This is a genomic window from Micromonospora sp. NPDC049529 (assembly GCF_055586685.1).
In genome coordinates this window covers 59348-73810 of the sequence record NZ_JBVJHT010000001.1, presented here as the reverse complement: position 1 = coordinate 73810, position 14463 = coordinate 59348, and the positions used below count along the sequence as shown (strand labels likewise).

The window sequence follows — 14463 nt, the reverse complement described above, 5'->3', positions numbered from 1 at the left end:
CCGAGACCGTTCCGTGTTTTTTTCTGGAGGAGGGCAGCACCCCCCCCCCCCCCCCCCCCACCCCCCCCCCCCCCCCCACTGGGCGGCGCGAAGCGGAGCGAGCCAGCCGAGGCGAAGCCGAGGCCAGCCAGCAGAGAGCGAGCCAGCGACGGCGGAGCCGTCGCCAACTAATAAGCCCCCTTGCGGGCGAGGACGACGCCGATGGTGCGCCAGAGGATGCTGAGGTCGTAGGCGAGGGACCAGTTGTCGACGTAGTAGAGGTCGAGTCGGACCGCTTCGTCCCAGGAGAGGTCGGATCGGCCGGAGACCTGCCAGAGGCCGGTCATGCCGGGGCGGACCAGGAGCCGGCGTCGTACGTCGCCGAGGAAGTCGCCGTCGTCGGCCGGCAGCGGACGCGGTCCGACCAGGGACATTTCGCCCTTGAGTACGTTGATCAGCTGGGGCAGCTCGTCCAGGGAGCTGGCCCGCAGGAACCGGCCGACCGGGAAGACCCGAGGGTCCTCCTTGATCTTGAAGAGCATGCCGTCGGTTTCGTTCTGGTCGACCAGCCCGGCGAGGCGGTCCTCCGCGTCGACGTACATGGTGCGGAACTTCCAGACCCGGAAGGTTCGGCCCTCGTGGCCGACCCTGGGCTGGCGGAAGAAGACCGGGCCGGGGTCGGAGATCCGGATCGCGAGCGCCACGGCGATGAAGAGCGGGGAGAGCAGCAGCAGCCCGAGCCCGGCCGCGACCCGGTCGAGCAGGTTCTTCGCCAGGAGCGCCGGACCGGACAGGGTGGGCTCTTCGACGTGCAGCAGCGGTAGGCCCTCGATCGGCCGGATGTGCACCCGTGGTCCGGCGATGTCGGTCAGCTGCGGGGCCACCACCAGGTCGATGCCGGAACCCTCCAGCTGCCAGGCGAGCCGGCGCAGTTCACCCGGCTCCCAGCTCGCCGAGCCGCAGACCGCGATGGTGTCGCCGGCCACCTCGCGGACCAGGGACAGGACATCCCGGCCGGCGTAGATCGGCACCGGGGTCTCGATGCCCCGGGCGGCGGCGTACCCGTCGGTGAGGTGGATGGCGACCGGGATCAGGCCGGCGGCCGGACTCCGGGTGACGGCGGTGTAGACCTCCAGTGCCTCCGGCAGGGTGCCGACCAGCACCATCCGGTGCGCCGCGTGTCCGCTGCGTCGACGCAACGTGTGTAGTGCGAAGCGGGCGAGCAGCCGGAAGATCAGGATGAACACCAGTGCGCCGACCAGCGCGGTCGCGACCGAGAGCCGGGACAGCTGGGTCACGGTGGCGAAGGCCAGGAACGACACGCTCGCCGCGACCACCACCCCGGCCCGTACGACGCGTTTGAACTCTTCCGTGCCGATGCCCAGGTAGCGCCGGTCGTAGGCCCGGTTGCCCCAGAGCACCAGCAACCAGCCGAGCGGCAGCAGCAGGTAGGAGACGGTGTGGAACCAGGTGGCGTCCACGTCGGCGGCGTTGAAGCCCGCCGTCGCCTTCTCGAACCTGCTGATCGAGACCCAGCTCGCCAGCGCGGCGGCACCGAAGTCCAGCAGCAGCAGGATCAGGGTGTACGGACGGTGCCACCGGGAGACCCGCCGACTGACCTTCGCCCAGGCGGAACGGGGCACACCATTCGGGGGTGGGGTCGTGGGCAGCTGGATTTCGAAGCTGTCGACGTGTCGGACCGGGCCGTTTCGGCCACTGCCGGTTACCGGGCGTTGGAGGCTTGTTGTCACCTCACCTACGTCCTCCCGTGTGACACGTGCCGCCCATTCGCCGTAAGGGCTCGGGTCGCCCACCGTCTCAGTCTCCCACGCAAGCCCCGGTAGGGGCGTGAACCGGAGGGACATTACGCCTCACCGACTCGCGGTGAGAGCGATCCGGCCCCGTGCGATAAGAGCCTCGGACCGGGTCACTATACCGATGGATGGCGTCCCCGCCAGATCTGTCCGATGGAGATTTCATCTCCACCTGGGCGATTTCTACCCTCAGCCAATTGTTGGTCACCTAACGCACAAGTCGGGATAGTCGGCGGTCGGCCAGCGGCTTGCCGCCGGTCTGACAGCTCGCGCAGTACTGGAGGCTCGAATCGGCGAACGAGACCTCACGGACAGTGTCGCCGCAGACCGGGCAGGGCAGTCCGGTACGGCCGTGCACCCGGAGCCCGGACCGCTTCTCGCCCTTCAACTCGGCGGCCCGCTGTCCCACCGACCGCGCCACCGCGTCTCCCAGCACCTGCCGGGTCGCGGCGTGCAGGGCGGCGAGCTGGGTGTCGGCGAGGCGGTCCGTGATCGCGAACGGCGAGAGTCGGGCCGTGTGCAGGATCTCGTCGGAGTAGGCGTTGCCGACGCCGGCCAGGATCTCCTGGTCGGTGAGGATCCCCTTCACCTGTCCGCGTCGGGACCGCAGCCGTTCGCTGAACAGCGGCAGGTCGGCGGCGAGCGCGTCCGGGCCGAGCCGGGCCACTCCGGGCACCTGGGTCGGTTCGGTGACCAGGTAGGCGGCGAGCTTCTTCTGCGTACCGGCCTCGGTCAGGTCGAAACCGGAGCTGTCGTCGAGTCGTACCCGGACGGCGATCGGACCCTTGCCGGGTTTGAGCGGGGCGGTCGAGGCGAATGCCTCCCGGTAGTGCAGCCAACCGGCTCGGGCCAGGTGGACCACCAGGTGCAGGCCACCGTCGAGCTGGACGTCGAGGAACTTGCCGTACCGGCCGGCGCCGGTCACCGAGCGGCCGACCGTCGCGGTCGGTGCCGGATCGTACGTTTTCAGGGCGCTGATGGCAGCGATCTCCAGCCGCTCCACCCGGCGGCCCACCGCGCGCTCACGCAGGTAGGCACCGAGCGCCTCTACCTCAGGCAGTTCGGGCACGTCACTAACGGTAGCCTCTCGTCGTGTGAAGGTGGTCGTGGCGCACAATCGGTATCGCGAAGCTCAGCCTTCGGGCGAGAACACCATGGTCGATCTGGAGATCGCCCAGCTCACGGCGGCCGGGGTCGAGGTCCTGCCGTTCCTGCGCAGCTCGGATGAGATCCCGGCGATGCCGAAGGGCGCGAAGGCGCTGCTGCCGATCTCGCCGATCTACGCGCCGCAGGCCCAGCGGGAGCTGAGCCGGTTGATCGAGACACACCGTCCGGACGTGCTGCACCTGCACAATCCGTACCCGTTGCTGTCACCCTGGGTGGTGCGGACCGCGCACCAGCACGGCGTACCGGTGGTGCAGACGGTGCACAACTACCGCCAGGTCTGCTCCTCCGGCCTCTACTTCCGGGACGGGCACATCTGCCACGACTGCCGGGGACGGGCGCTCGGCGTGCCGGCGATCGTGCACCGCTGCTACCGGGGCTCCCGGGCGCAGAGCGCGCTGATGGCGACGACCCTCGCCGTGCACCGCCCGACCTGGCGTTCGGTCGACCGGTTCATCGCGCTCACCTCGGCCGTCGCCGACCACCTGCGCGAGTACGGCATCCCGGCCGACCGGATCGTGGTCAAGCCGAACGCGATCCCCGATCCGGGCGAGCCGGCCCCGCTCGGCGACGGTTTCCTCTTCTTCGGTCGACTCTCCCCGGAGAAGGGCCTCGACCTGCTGCTCCAGGCCTGGCGACAGCACCCGGAGGGGTCGCTCGGCCCGCTGCGGATCGCCGGGGACGGCGAGTTGCGGCCACTGGCCGAGGCGGCGGCCCGGGAACGTACCGATGTCGAGTACCTCGGGCCGTTGGACCGTGCCGGGGTGTGGAAGGCGGTCCGGGCCACCGCCGTGGTGGTGGCGGTCCCCACCTGGCACGACGTACTTCCGACGGTGGTGATCGAGGCACTCGCCGCCGGCCGGCCGGTGCTCGGTACGGCGCTCGGCGGGGTGCCGTACCTGATCGGTATGGACCACCCGCCGACCGCGGCGGGCTGGGTCGTGCCGGCGGACCCGGCCGCCCTGGCCGCCGCCCTGCCCACCGCCCGAGCCGCCGCCCCGACCCTGGCCCCCCTGGCCCGCACCCGCTACCTGTCCACCTTCCGCCCCGAAGTAGTAACCACCCAACTCCTCAACACCTACACCTCCCTGCTCCCCACCCCCTAACTCCCCCACCCCGCCCCCCATGCCGTTGATCTAGGGCAAATACGTGTGATCAGAGATCAACTAACACGTATTTGCCCTAGATCAACGAGCCGGGGAGAGGGGCGGGAGGGGAGGCGCGGGTCAGGGGAGGGAGGCTCGGGCGGAGGCGGCGATGCTGGCGAGGAGGAAGGCGCCGTTCAGGACGGTGAAGGCGGTGATGATCCAGATCGTGGCGGCGGGTGCGAGGAGCAGCACCAGCGCGGCCACGAAGATCATCGCGCCGTAGTCGCGGACGAGCTTCACCAGCCGCACCGGCAGCCGGGTGGAGGGGATCAGGCTGGCCCGGCTCGGACCGGCCTGCATCACCGAGGTGACCAGGTTGACCATCCAGGTGCCGGCGAACGCCGCGACCAGCCAGACCGGCGTGCCGGGGCGTTGGGCCACCGTGGTCGCGCCGAGCGCGGTCACCAGGGCGATCTGGGCCGCCACGTCGCAGAGCACGTCCACCCGGGCGCCGGCCGGGCTGTCCCGACCGGTGACCCGGGCCAACTGCCCGTCGGCGCAGTCCAGGGCGTACGCCACCTGCCAGCCCAGCAGCGCGACCAGCCCGGCGACCCAGGCCGGTACGCCCCCGTCGGCGACCGGCCCGGCCAGCGCCGCCGTGGCGACCGAGGCGGCCAGGCCCAGCAGCAGGTTGCCGAGGGTCAGGGCCGTCGGGCTCAACCCGAGCCGGTACGCCAGCCACGCGAATCCGGCGCCGAGCCGCTGACTGAGCGTCTCGCTGAACAGCCCGCCACCCCGGTTCGCCCGGTAGAAGTCGGCGGCGGACGGCCGGTACGGCTCGGCTGAGGTGGTCACGGCCGGTACTCAGCCGAGGTGGTCGTGGAGTGCGTCGGCGTAGTCCGCGAGCCGGCCGCGGATCCCGTCCGGCGCCAGGTCCAGGTGCTCGATGATCGTGTAGCGGTCCGGTCGGGTCCGCGGGGCGAGGGTCACCACCTCGACGAACTCGTCGTCGGTGAGCCCGATCCCGGCCGGTAGCATCGGCAGGCCGTGCCGGTGCAGGCAGCTCGCCATCTGCCGGAACCGGTCGAGGTCGCCCCGGAGGAAGGTGCAGAAGAGCCCGCCGAGGCCGACCTGCTCGCCGTGCGAGCCGGTGCCGACCCGGAGCAGGTGCATCGCGTGCATGATCTCGTGGCAGCCGCCGCTGCACGGGCGGCTGGTGCCGGTGATCGCCATGGCCAGGCCGCTGGAGATCAGCGACTCGGCGAGGACGGTCACGAAACCGTCGTCGCTCATGTCGCCCGGATGGTTGATGATCGCCTCGGCCCCGGAACGGGCGAGGGTGGCGCCGAGCCCGTCCACCGGCTCACCGCGTACCTCGCGGGCCAGTTCCCAGTCCGCCAGGGCGCTGATGTTGCTCAGCACCTCGCCGATCCCGGCCCGGTGCCGCAGGTCCGGCCCGGACTCGACGAAGTCGAGGTCGACGATGACCGCGATCGGGATGTGCACGCCGTAGGAGGGGCGCCCGCCGTCGTGGTCCAGGGTGGCGATCGGTGAGGCGATGCCGTCGTTGGCCAGGCTGGTGGCCACCGAGACCATCGGCATGCCGTACCGGGTGGCGGCGTACTTGGCGGTGTCGATGGTCTTGCCGCCGCCGATGCCGACCACCGCGTCGTACGCGCCGGCGGGCAGCTTGTCGCCGAGTTCGAGGGCGGCGTCCAGGGTGCCGCCGCAGACGGTGAACACGTCGGCGGAGCCGAGCGTCGGGCGGATCAGCTCGACGATCCGTTCACCCTGTCCGGGGCCGACCACCACCGCCACGTCCCCACCGGCGGAGATCCGCTGGTCGGCGAGGAGCGGGCCGAGGTCGGCGATCGCGCCGTGGCGCACCTCGATGACCAGCGGCGTGTTGACCGTACGGGCCAGGAGCGGCATCGGTCCCCCTCATCGTGCCGGCCGGCTGGCCGGTACTCGGTCGTCCTACGGCGTCCACTGCCAGCCGGTGAGTTCCCGGGCCCGGGTCAGGTCGGCGAGGTTGTCGACCTCGACCCACTCCACGTCACCGATCGGTGCTCCGCGTATCTCTCCGCCCCGGATCGCGTACTCCTGGTAGCCGTCCTCGTAGTAGAGGTTCGGGTCGCGGCGCCAGGTGGATTCGAGCGCGTCGGCGAGGGCGGGCGCGGCGTACGGCTCGATCAGGGTGGCCCCGATGTACTCCCCGTGCGCGTCGGTCGGGTCCATCCGCTTGGTGATCCTGGTGAGCCGCCCGTCGGCGTCGAAGATCGTCTTCATCTCCTCGTCGGCCAGCTCCTTGACGTCGTCGACGGCGAGCAGGATGCCCGGCCCGCGTCCGGCGAGCAGGGTCCGTTCCACGCTCACCGGGTGCACGGTGTCGCCGTTGACCAGCAGCGCGCCCCGGCCGAGGTGTTCGTGGGCCAACCAGAGCGAGTACGCGTTGTTCCACTGCTCGGCCTTGGCGTTGTGGACCAGGGTGAGTCGTACCCCGTGCCGCCGCTCCAACGCCGCCTGCCGGTCCCGTATCTCCGGGGCGGCGTACCCGATCACGATGGTGGCCTCGGTCAGTCCGACCTCGGCGAAGTTGTGCAGCGCGATGTCGAGGATGGTTGTCCCACCGTCGACCGGAATGAGTGCCTTGGGCAGGGTGTCCGTGTACGGACGCAGCCTGCGCCCCGCCCCCGCGGCGAGCACCAGTCCGATCATCGTGGGGTCCCCATGAGTCAACGACTACCGCACGCAGACAGCCCCGAGGGACGGAACCACGTTTCCCGTCGGACCGGGCACCCGGCCGAACTCGGCCTCAGAGGCCGATCGCGTGCAACGCGGCGAAACCGTCCTCGGCGATCCGGCGGATCAGCCCGTCGTTGACGTCCCGGTGTTCGTCCAGCAGATCGATCTCGTGCTCGGCCAGCCAGCGGAACTCGGTGTGCTTGCCCTCCTCCAGGCGGGGCCGGGCGAGATCACCGTCGACCCGGACCAGGAAGTCGCTCTCCACCCGGGCGAGGCCGTCGTTGCCGGTCCAGAGATACTCGCCGACCAGGCCGAGGACGATCGATACGGTCCAGCCGGTCTCCTCGGTCACCTCCCGGTACAGCGTGTCCTCGATCTCCTCGCCGGGTTCGAGGTGGCCGCCGACGATGTCCCACGTGTCGGGGAAGAGTTTTCGCTGCGGGGACCGGCGCTGGAAGAAGATCCGACCGTCGTCGTCGACGATCAGCGCTCCGGCGCACCGGAGGGGATCGGTGGGCACGGGTCGACACTAGTCACCCGATGTCCGCCGTGAACAGGGTCTTTTCCGCTGTGCCGCCGGCCGCGCGGGCCGGGTGTGTCCGAGGTGTCGCGGGCGCGGTCAGGGACGGGGTCCGGGCGCGGTTATGGGACGGGGTCCGGGGGTGGATTGGGACGGCGCCGGTCTCGTTTTCCAGGATTCGGACATCGCCGTGCCGCCGCCGCACCGGCGACGGTCGCCCGTACGCTGGGTAGTCATGACTGCCGAGCAGCTGATCTCCTTTGCCCGTGGCGCTCCGTCGCTGGACATCATCGATATCGAAGGGCTGAAGGCCGCGGCCGTACGCGCGCTGGACGCGGACCCGGCCGGCGTCACCGCCTACGGAACGTCGCTGGGCTACCCGCCCCTGCGCGAGTGGATCGCCCGCAAGCACGGCGTGGCGGTGGACCAGGTGCTGGTGACCAACGGTTCGTTGCAGGCCGACGCGTTCCTCTTCGAGCACCTGGTGCAGCCGGGCGACTCGGTGGTGGTGGAGCGGCCGACCTACGACCGGACCCTGCTCAACCTGCAACAGCAGGGCGGCGATCTGCATTCGGTGACCATCCACCCGGACGGGATCGACACCGAGGAGCTGGGCAAGCTGCTCGAATCGGGGGTACGCCCGAAGCTCGCGCACATCATCCCGAACTACCAGAACCCGGCCGGGGTGACCCTCTCCCTGGAGAAGCGGCGGGCGCTGCTCGCCCTGGCGGTCGAGTACGGCTTCACGATCTTCGAGGACGACCCGTACGCGGACATCCGGTTCCGGGGCGAGAAGCTGCCGTCGATGCTCTCCCTGGACGAGCACGGTGTGGTGGTGCACGCGTCGAGCTTCACCAAGACGGTCTGCCCCGGTGTCCGGGTCGGTTACCTGATCGGCCCGGCCGCGTTGATCGCCGAGATCGCCAAGAAGGCCACCAACCTCTACATCTCGCCGGGCATGTTCGCCCAGGCGACGGTTTACCAGTTCTGTGTCTCCGGGGACATCGACCGCTCGATCGAGACGGTCAGCGCCGCGCTCGGCGAGCGGTCCCGGCTGCTCGCCGAGGCGCTGCGGGCGCAGATCCCGGGCGTCCGGTTCTACGAGCCGGACGGTGGCTACTTCCTCTGGATCGAGCTGCCGCCGGACGTGCTGGCCGACCGGCTGGCGCCGGCTGCCGCCGAGCGCGGGGTCGCCGTGGTCAAGGGCAGTGACTTCCTGATCGAGGGCGGGCACCACGCGCTGCGGCTGGCGTACTCGGCGGTCACCGCCGACCAGGTCGAGGAGGGCGTACGCCGGTTGGCCGCCGCGGTCGACGAGGTTCGCGGCCAGGGCTGACCGGCCCGGCCGTCCCGGTGCGGGAAAGCGGCTTTGATCAGACGGATCCGGTATCGGCCACCGCTGGAGTGTCGGATACCCGACAAAAGTTCGTGATAGCCGGTCCGGGGGTCCCGCCGGACCGGCAAACGGCCCACAATGCTGCGAGCGCCTGTCGCGTTTCATCCGGCCACCAGCCACGACACCATCCGTGCTGTTCCGCCGTGGTCATCCGGGCAGGACCCAAATGCATAGCCCCCCGCCCCCAAAGGTGCCGGGTGGGCCGACCGCACGTAACCCCCCCGACGCGGCCGGTCCACCCGGCGCCGACCCTCCCGGCGCGGTCGGCGGACGGCGACTCTCGGCGTAACCTGCAAAGCCGCGTACCGAGAACCACGGAGGGGGGCGGGCCACCCAATGGCAGAGCGACTCGATCAGGACCAGCCGGGTGGTGACGGGCGGGTCCGGGTCCGACCCCGATCCTGGATCGCCCCGGTCCGCCGGATACTCAACGCCGATCCCGGCCAGCATTCCGCCTCCGCGCCCGACGTCCGTACCGGCGTGGTCGACTGCGGTCTCTACGTCGGCGGGGTGCGCCAGCCCGGCGAGTGGGACTACGCCACCGCGCTGGCCGCCGCCGAGCGCAGTTCCGCCGAGGGCAAGCCGGACGCCTTCGTCTGGCTCGGGCTGCACGAGCCGGCCCAGGCCGAGATGGCCGGCATCGCCGACACGTACGGGTTGCACGAGCTGGCGGTCGAGGACGCGGTCAAGGCCGAACAGCGCCCGAAGCTGGAGCGGTTCGGCGAGGTCAGCTTCCTGGTGCTGCGCACCGCCCGGTACGTCGAGCACGGTGAGCTGACCGAGACCTCCGAGGTGGTCGAGACCGGCCAGGTGATGCTCTTCATCGGCCCCCGGTTCGTGATCAGCGTGCGGCACGGTGACGCCTGCCGGCTGGCCGGTGTCCGGGCCGACCTGGAGGGCAAGAAGGAACTGCTGGAGCAGGGGCCGTGGGCGGTGGCGTACGCGGTCACCGACCGGGTGGTCGACCTCTACCTGGAGGTGGCCGACCAGGTCGAGGCGGACCTGGACACGCTGGAGGCCCAGGTGTTCTCCGTCAAGGCCCACGGCCGGATCCAGCGGATCTACCAGATGAAGCGTGAGCTGGTCGAGTTCAAGCGGGCCGTGGTCCCGCTGCAACGGCCGCTGATGATGTTGACCGGTACGGTCAACCGGGACGTGCCCAAGGAGATCCGGCGCTACTTCCGGGACGTCCAGGACCACCTGACCCGGACCGTCGAACAGGTCAACTCCTACGACGACCTGCTCAACTCGATCCTTCAGGCGCGACTCGCCCAGGTGACCGTCGACCAGAACAACGACATGCGCAAGATCGCCGCGTGGGCGGGTATCGCGGCCGTCTGGACGGCGATCGCCGGTGTCTACGGCATGAACTTCGCATACATGCCGGAGACCCAGTGGAAGTACGGCTACCCGGTGGTGTTCGCCCTCATGGTGGCGATCTCGCTGGGGCTGTACCGCTGGTTCCGGCGCAACCGCTGGCTCTGAGCCGGCACCGGCGACCCCGGTGCTGACCCGGTCGTCGGGAAGCTCAGCCGCGGCTGTTGCCCGCCGGGCCGGTGCCGAGCAGACCGTCGGGCTTCGCTCCGGCCTTGGCGGCGGGCTTGGCGCCGTCGGTGGCGGTCCCGGCCGTACTGGCGATCTTCTCGCCGGCTGCCGAGGTGCGGTCGCGGACCTTCTCGATGGTGACCGGCTTCGGCTTCGCCGCGGTTCCCGCCTCGGCGCCGTCCCGCCCGGCGGTCGAGCTGAGGCCACCGCCGGCCGAGGCCCGACCGTCGCTCCGGCTGGTCTCGGGTGCCGGCAGCGGCTCGTACGCCTCCCAGTGCTCCTGCTGTCGGCGGCGGATCGCGACCGCCCCCACCACACCGGCCACCGCGCCGGCCGCGAGTAGGCCGGTCAATATCGATCTGCGTCGACCTGATCCGTTCGACTTCCGCTTCTTCTTCGGCATCGTTTTCATCATCTTCTTCTTAGATCCCGTTATGTTCCTGGTCCGCGACTGGCCGGCGGTCGTGCCGGCCTCGCGAGCACCGGCCAGTGCGGCCATCGCGAGGGGTGCGATCGCGGTCACAGTGGTTCCCCAACCATTGACCGCCGTCTCCGCGACTTTCGTCGCGGTCGGCGAGAGGTAGTCCCGCGCCACCTGCACACGGGGGCCGATCGTGGCGCCCACACCGTCCGCTGCATGGCCCGCCGCCTGCCTGAAGTGACCGAAGCCCTCACCCAGCTCGGTACGCACGAGCTTGCTGTGGGACTTGCGTCGCCCGAATCCAAACACCGGTCTCCACCTCCTCGGGTTGTTCCTCCGTCATCCTCCACCTTTGGATGCCTCCGCACGGCCGGAACGGGCACATGGGAGGATCCGCATGGAAACTGACCCGTGCCTGCCGGTCTGCGTCCCCCGGCCGGCAAGTCCACGACGATCGAGGAGTACTCCGTGGCCGAGGCCATTTACGCCACCCTGCACACCAACGCCGGTCCGATCCGGCTGGAGCTTTTCCCCAACCACGCGCCGAAGACGGTGCGCAACTTCGTCGAGCTCGCCGAGGGCACGAAGGACTACACCGACCCGCGCACCGGGCAGCCGGGCAGCGGGCCGTACTACGACGGCACCATCTCGCACCGGGTGATCAGCGGCTTCATGATCCAGATGGGTGACCCGACCGGCACCGGCCGGGGCGGCCCCGGTTACAACTTCGGTGACGAGTTCCACCCGGAGCTGCGCTTCGACCGGCCGTACCTGCTCGCGATGGCGAACGCCGGGCCGGGCACCAACGGCTCGCAGTTCTTCATCACGGTGGGCCCGACCCCGCACCTGAACAACCGGCACACGATCTTCGGCCAGGTTGCCGACGACGACTCGGTCAAGGTCGTCGACGCGATCGCCAACACCCCGACCGACCCGGCCGACCGGCCCCGGCAGGACGTGGTGATCGAGCGGGTGCAGATCGAGCGCATCGGCGACTGACCACTCACCGGGGTACCCTTTGGCTGCATGAGCGGGAGCATCCGAGTGCAGCGAGGGTGGCGGGCGTTGAGCAAGCGCAGTGAGGTGACCGCGTGAGCGAGTCGCCGCAGACCACCGCCCCGGTCTGCTACCGCCACCCCGGTCGGGAGACCTGGGTCCGATGCACCCGCTGTGACCGGCCGATCTGCCCCGACTGCATGCGGGAAGCGTCGGTCGGGCACCAGTGCCCCGAGTGTGTGGCGGAAGGCCGGCGTAGCCAGCGGCCGGCGCGTACCGCCTTCGGTGGCGGTGCCGCCGGCCGTGCCGGCTACGTCACCAAGACACTGATCGGCCTGAACGTACTGCTGATGTTGATCTCGATCGGGTCGGCCGGCGGCGGCGACGCGGTGGCCGGCGGTGGCCTCGGTGGGCTCCTCGGCGGCGGTACGCCGCTCACGCGGTGGGGCTCGGTGCTGGGCTTCGCCCCGTACGTCAACTTCGGCCCGGTGCACGGGATCGCCGCCGACGAGTACTACCGGCTGTTCACGGCGATGTTCCTGCACTACGGGATCGTGCACCTGCTGCTGAACATGTGGGCGCTCTGGATGCTCGGCCGCACCCTGGAGGCGACCCTCGGCCCGCTGCGTTTCCTGGCCCTCTACCTGATCGCCGGGCTCGGCGGGAACGTCGCGGCGTACCTGTTCTCCGCACCCAACGCCCAGACCGTGGGCGCCTCGACCGCCATCTTCGGACTCTTCGCCGCCCTGTTCATCATCATGCGGCGGATGGGCCGGGACACCTCGGCGGTGGTGCCGGTGCTCGTGGTCAACCTGGTCTTCACCTTCGCCGTACCCGGCATCTCGATCGCCGGCCACCTCGGCGGGCTGGTGGTCGGTGCCCTGATGGCGCTGGTCCTGGCCTACGCGCCCCGGATCCGCCGGTCGGTGTTCCAGGCCGCCGGTGGCGCGGTGGTCGTACTCGCCCTGGTCGGCCTGACCCTGCTCCGTACCTCGCTGCTGCTCGGCTGACCCCGGTCCCGGTCCAGGGGGCCTAGCGCTGCTCGGCCGGGTCGGCGGGTGTGCTGCCGGCGTGGAACTTCGCCATCCGCAGGGCGTTCGCCACCTCGCCCGGCTCGGCACCCAGGTCGTAGCGGCTGAAGAAGTGCAACGAGTCACCGGCGTCGAGTTCCAGGGTGCCGGTACGCAGCCCGAGGCGCGGCCGGCTGTCCACCGCTATCCGTTCGATCTGACCCCATGCCAGGTGTCGTCGGCCGGCGAACCCCTTGATCACCGTCACCCCGGCCGGGTCGACCGCGAGGCGTACCGGGGCCACCAGGTCGCGTACGGCCCAGCCGACCAGGCCGGCTCCGGTCAGCACGGTCACCCCGATCGGCACCGGGTCCCCGCCCCCGAGGAGCAGGCCGAGCCCGACCAGGACCACCGCCCCGGTGAGCTTCAGCAGGGGCAGGGCGGGGCGTACCCGCCAACTGGTCGGCGTCGCGCTCTGATCGGGGTGCACCGATCCAGGATGCCAGCCCGACCCGGCCGGGTGCAGGGTCCGCGCGCGTACGATCGGGGCAGGCTAAGTTACCGGGGAGTTGTGATGAGAGACGCGGTCATCGTCGGCGCCGTACGCACCCCGGTCGGCCGACGCCGGGGCGGGCTGGCCAGCGTGCACCCGGTCGACCTCTCCGCGCACGTGCTGCGGGCGCTGGCCGAACGGACCGGTCTCGATCCGGCGGACGTGGACGACGTCATCTGGGGGTGCGTCTCCCAGGTCGGCGAGCAGGCGTGGAACGTGGGGCGTAATGCCGTGCTCGCGGCGGGTTGGCCGCAGACGGTGCCCGGCACCACGCTCGACCGGCAGTGCGGGTCCAGCCAGCAGGCGTTGCACTTCGCCGCCGCCGCGGTGATCTCCGGTCAGGCGGACCTGGTGGTGGCCGGCGGGGTGGAGTCGATGACGCGGGTGCCGATGGGCAGCAGCATCCGGGTGCCGGAGTCCGGCACCGACGGCCTGCCCTACGGCGAGTTGGTCCGGGCCCGCTACCGGGGGGTGGACGGCTTCGCCGCCTCGGATCCGGTGCCGTTCAACCAGGGGGTCGGCGCCGAGCTGATGGCGCGGCGCTGGCGGCTGTCGCGTACCCGGTTGGACGAGTTCGCGCTGGCCAGCCACGAGAAGGCGGCGGCTGCCCAGGACGCGGGCGCGTTCGACCCGGAGATCGCCCCGGTGCCGGTGGCCGACGGCGGCAAGGTCGCCGCCGACGAGGGCATCCGCCGGGACACCACGCTGGCCCGGTTGGCGGAGCTGGCCACCCCGTTCCGGGCCGACGGTGTGGTCACCGCCGGTTCGGCGTCGCAGATCTCCGACGGTGCGGCGGCGTTGGCGGTGACGAGTTCGGAGTGGGCCGGCGAACACGGGTTGCGGCCGCTGGCCCGGATCCACACCGCCGTGGTCGCCGCCGACGATCCGGTGGTCATGCTGACCGGTCCCATCCCGGCCACCGCGAAGGCGCTGCGCCGCGCCGGGCTGGGCATCGAGGAGATCGGGGTGTACGAGGTCAACGAGGCGTTCGCCCCGGTCCCGCTGGCCTGGCTGGCCGAGACCGAGGCCGACCCGGCCCGGCTCAACCCGCGCGGTGGTGCGATCGCGCTCGGTCACCCGCTGGGCGGCTCGGGCGCCCGGATCATGACCACGATGTTGCAGCACATGCGGGACAACGGCATCCGGTACGGGCTCCAGACGATGTGTGAGGGCGGTGGAATGGCCAACGCCACCATCGTGGAGCTGCTGTAGCTGTTCCGTCCGGCTCCGGT

The 14463-nt window shown here is 70.8% G+C and carries 14 protein-coding genes; 6 read left to right on the top strand and 8 right to left on the bottom strand.

The window, feature by feature from the left end; translation table 11 throughout:
* Positions 1-167: 167 nt before the first annotated feature.
* Together ACZ6QQ_RS00360 and ACZ6QQ_RS00355 are read right to left on the bottom strand one after the other, a co-directional pair.
* Positions 168-1730, bottom strand: coding sequence for a sugar transferase (locus ACZ6QQ_RS00360; RefSeq protein WP_465873109.1), 1563 nt, complete (start codon positions 1728-1730; stop codon positions 168-170).
* A gap of 271 nt (positions 1731-2001) precedes the next feature.
* A complete protein-coding gene (locus ACZ6QQ_RS00355) occupies positions 2002-2862 on the bottom strand; it encodes an Fpg/Nei family DNA glycosylase (RefSeq protein ID WP_465873108.1) in 861 nt (286 codons plus the stop codon).
* Positions 2863-2887: 25 nt separating this feature from the next.
* On the opposite strand from ACZ6QQ_RS00355, the gene ACZ6QQ_RS00350 reads away from it, so the two are divergent.
* Positions 2888-4063: a glycosyltransferase family 4 protein gene (locus tag ACZ6QQ_RS00350; RefSeq protein ID WP_465873107.1), complete on the top strand. Its 1176-nt coding sequence runs from the start codon at positions 2888-2890 to the stop codon at positions 4061-4063.
* Positions 4064-4183: 120 nt separating this feature from the next.
* On the opposite strand, the gene ACZ6QQ_RS00345 is transcribed toward ACZ6QQ_RS00350, so the two are convergent.
* From ACZ6QQ_RS00345 to ACZ6QQ_RS00330, 4 genes are all read right to left on the bottom strand, one after another.
* Entirely contained in the window at positions 4184-4900 is a 717-nt protein-coding gene (locus ACZ6QQ_RS00345) for a CDP-alcohol phosphatidyltransferase family protein (protein ID WP_465873106.1), read from the bottom strand.
* A gap of 9 nt (positions 4901-4909) precedes the next feature.
* Entirely contained in the window at positions 4910-5977 is a 1068-nt protein-coding gene (locus ACZ6QQ_RS00340; RefSeq protein WP_465873105.1) for an iron-containing alcohol dehydrogenase family protein, read from the bottom strand.
* 45 nt (positions 5978-6022) lie between these two features.
* Positions 6023-6763, bottom strand: coding sequence for a phosphocholine cytidylyltransferase family protein (locus tag ACZ6QQ_RS00335; protein WP_465873104.1), 741 nt, complete (start codon positions 6761-6763; stop codon positions 6023-6025).
* Between the two features lie 97 nt (positions 6764-6860).
* Positions 6861-7310, bottom strand: coding sequence for an NUDIX hydrolase (locus ACZ6QQ_RS00330; RefSeq protein WP_465873103.1), 450 nt, complete (start codon positions 7308-7310; stop codon positions 6861-6863).
* A 235-nt stretch (positions 7311-7545) separates the two neighbouring features.
* Here ACZ6QQ_RS00330 and ACZ6QQ_RS00325 point away from each other — a divergent pair, with 235 nt between their 5' ends.
* Both ACZ6QQ_RS00325 and corA read left to right on the top strand, forming a co-directional pair.
* The gene (locus tag ACZ6QQ_RS00325) at positions 7546-8646 is read left to right on the top strand and encodes an aminotransferase-like domain-containing protein (RefSeq protein WP_465873102.1); all 1101 of its coding nucleotides are present in this window, start codon (positions 7546-7548) and stop codon (positions 8644-8646) included.
* 396 nt (positions 8647-9042) lie between these two features.
* Positions 9043-10191: a magnesium/cobalt transporter CorA gene (corA, locus tag ACZ6QQ_RS00320; RefSeq protein WP_465873101.1), complete on the top strand. Its 1149-nt coding sequence runs from the start codon at positions 9043-9045 to the stop codon at positions 10189-10191.
* Between the two features lie 43 nt (positions 10192-10234).
* Here the strand turns inward: corA and ACZ6QQ_RS00315 are convergent, their stop codons facing one another.
* A complete protein-coding gene (locus ACZ6QQ_RS00315; RefSeq protein ID WP_465873100.1) occupies positions 10235-10981 on the bottom strand; it encodes a hypothetical protein in 747 nt (248 codons plus the stop codon).
* A gap of 159 nt (positions 10982-11140) precedes the next feature.
* Between ACZ6QQ_RS00315 and ACZ6QQ_RS00310 the strand changes: the two genes are divergently transcribed.
* Positions 11141-11671: a peptidylprolyl isomerase gene (locus ACZ6QQ_RS00310; protein ID WP_465873099.1), complete on the top strand. Its 531-nt coding sequence runs from the start codon at positions 11141-11143 to the stop codon at positions 11669-11671.
* 92 nt (positions 11672-11763) lie between these two features.
* Positions 11764-12678, top strand: a complete 915-nt coding sequence (locus tag ACZ6QQ_RS00305) for a rhomboid family intramembrane serine protease (RefSeq protein WP_465873098.1) — start codon at positions 11764-11766, stop codon at positions 12676-12678.
* Between the two features lie 22 nt (positions 12679-12700).
* Here the strand turns inward: ACZ6QQ_RS00305 and ACZ6QQ_RS00300 are convergent, their stop codons facing one another.
* On the bottom strand, positions 12701-13168 hold the full coding sequence (locus tag ACZ6QQ_RS00300; protein WP_465873097.1) for a PH domain-containing protein: 468 nt from the start codon (positions 13166-13168) through the stop codon (positions 12701-12703).
* Positions 13169-13252: 84 nt separating this feature from the next.
* On the opposite strand from ACZ6QQ_RS00300, the gene ACZ6QQ_RS00295 reads away from it, so the two are divergent.
* Positions 13253-14443, top strand: a complete 1191-nt coding sequence (locus tag ACZ6QQ_RS00295; RefSeq protein ID WP_465873096.1) for a thiolase family protein — start codon at positions 13253-13255, stop codon at positions 14441-14443.
* Positions 14444-14463: the final 20 nt, after the last annotated feature.

What these genes read in the sequence shown, in the direction of transcription:
- ACZ6QQ_RS00340 (WP_465873105.1), bottom strand. Translation starts at nt 5,977, where the DNA reads ATGCCGCTCCTGGCCCGTACGGTCAACACGCCGCTGGTCATCGAGGTG.
- ACZ6QQ_RS00335 (WP_465873104.1), bottom strand. Translation starts at nt 6,763, where the DNA reads ATGATCGGACTGGTGCTCGCCGCGGGGGCGGGGCGCAGGCTGCGTCCG.
- ACZ6QQ_RS00325 (WP_465873102.1), top strand. Translation starts at nt 7,546, where the DNA reads ATGACTGCCGAGCAGCTGATCTCCTTTGCCCGTGGCGCTCCGTCGCTG.
- corA (WP_465873101.1), top strand. Translation starts at nt 9,043, where the DNA reads ATGGCAGAGCGACTCGATCAGGACCAGCCGGGTGGTGACGGGCGGGTC.
- ACZ6QQ_RS00295 (WP_465873096.1), top strand. Translation starts at nt 13,253, where the DNA reads ATGAGAGACGCGGTCATCGTCGGCGCCGTACGCACCCCGGTCGGCCGA.